This is a genomic window from Bacillus sp. GC_Bacil_1 (genome assembly GCF_026540675.1).
GTDB lineage: Bacteria > Bacillota > Bacilli > Bacillales > Bacillaceae_G > Bacillus_A > Bacillus_A cereus.
On record NZ_JALNUG010000053.1, the window covers coordinates 1 to 634 of the forward strand.

The following is a 634-nucleotide window of genomic DNA, read 5'->3' on the forward strand; positions in this document are numbered from 1 at the left end:
ATGAGTTATTTTATTAAAAGTGCGGGTGAAGGGAGTCGAACCCCCACGCCAAAGGCGCTAGATCCTAAGTCTAGTGCGTCTGCCAATTCCGCCACACCCGCATGTTTTATTAAAAATGGTGAGCCATGAAGGATTCGAACCTTCGACCCTCTGATTAAAAGTCAGATGCTCTACCAACTGAGCTAATGGCTCTTAATGGCTGGGCTAGCTGGATTCGAACCAGCGCATGACGGAGTCAAAGTCCGTTGCCTTACCGCTTGGCTATAGCCCATTAATTAAGAATGGTGGAGGGGGGCAGATTCGAACTGCCGAACCCGAAGGAGCGGATTTACAGTCCGCCGCGTTTAGCCACTTCGCTACCCCTCCGACATATATGGTGGAGGATGACGGGATCGAACCGCCGACCCCCTGCTTGTAAGGCAGGTGCTCTCCCAGCTGAGCTAATCCTCCATTTTGCCTGGCAACGTCCTACTCTCACAGGGACAAGGTCCCAACTACCATCGGCGCTAGAGAGCTTAACTTCCGTGTTCGGTATGGGAACGGGTGTGACCTCTCTGCCATCATTACCAGACTATATTCATTTAAGACAAGAATCATTTTAACTCATTTACTTTTAAAAGTCAACAAGTTTTTT

Annotated in this window: 5 tRNA genes and 1 rRNA gene; all 6 read right to left on the minus strand. The window is 49.2% G+C overall.

Annotated elements, in window-relative coordinates:
* Window positions 1-20 precede the first annotated feature (20 nt).
* The 6 genes from OXT04_RS29495 to rrf all read right to left on the minus strand — a co-directional run bounded on the left by OXT04_RS29495 (window position 21) and on the right by rrf (window position 571).
* Window positions 21-101 (minus strand) — tRNA-Leu (locus tag OXT04_RS29495).
* 15 nt (window positions 102-116) lie between these two features.
* A tRNA-Lys gene (locus tag OXT04_RS29500) sits at window positions 117-192 on the minus strand.
* 4 nt (window positions 193-196) lie between these two features.
* Window positions 197-271: transfer RNA gene (locus OXT04_RS29505), tRNA-Gln, on the minus strand.
* 11 nt (window positions 272-282) lie between these two features.
* A tRNA-Tyr gene (locus tag OXT04_RS29510) sits at window positions 283-366 on the minus strand.
* A gap of 8 nt (window positions 367-374) precedes the next feature.
* Window positions 375-450 (minus strand) — tRNA-Val (locus tag OXT04_RS29515).
* 5 nt (window positions 451-455) lie between these two features.
* Window positions 456-571 (minus strand): 5S ribosomal RNA (gene rrf / locus OXT04_RS29520).
* Between the last annotated feature and the right edge of the window lie 63 nt (window positions 572-634).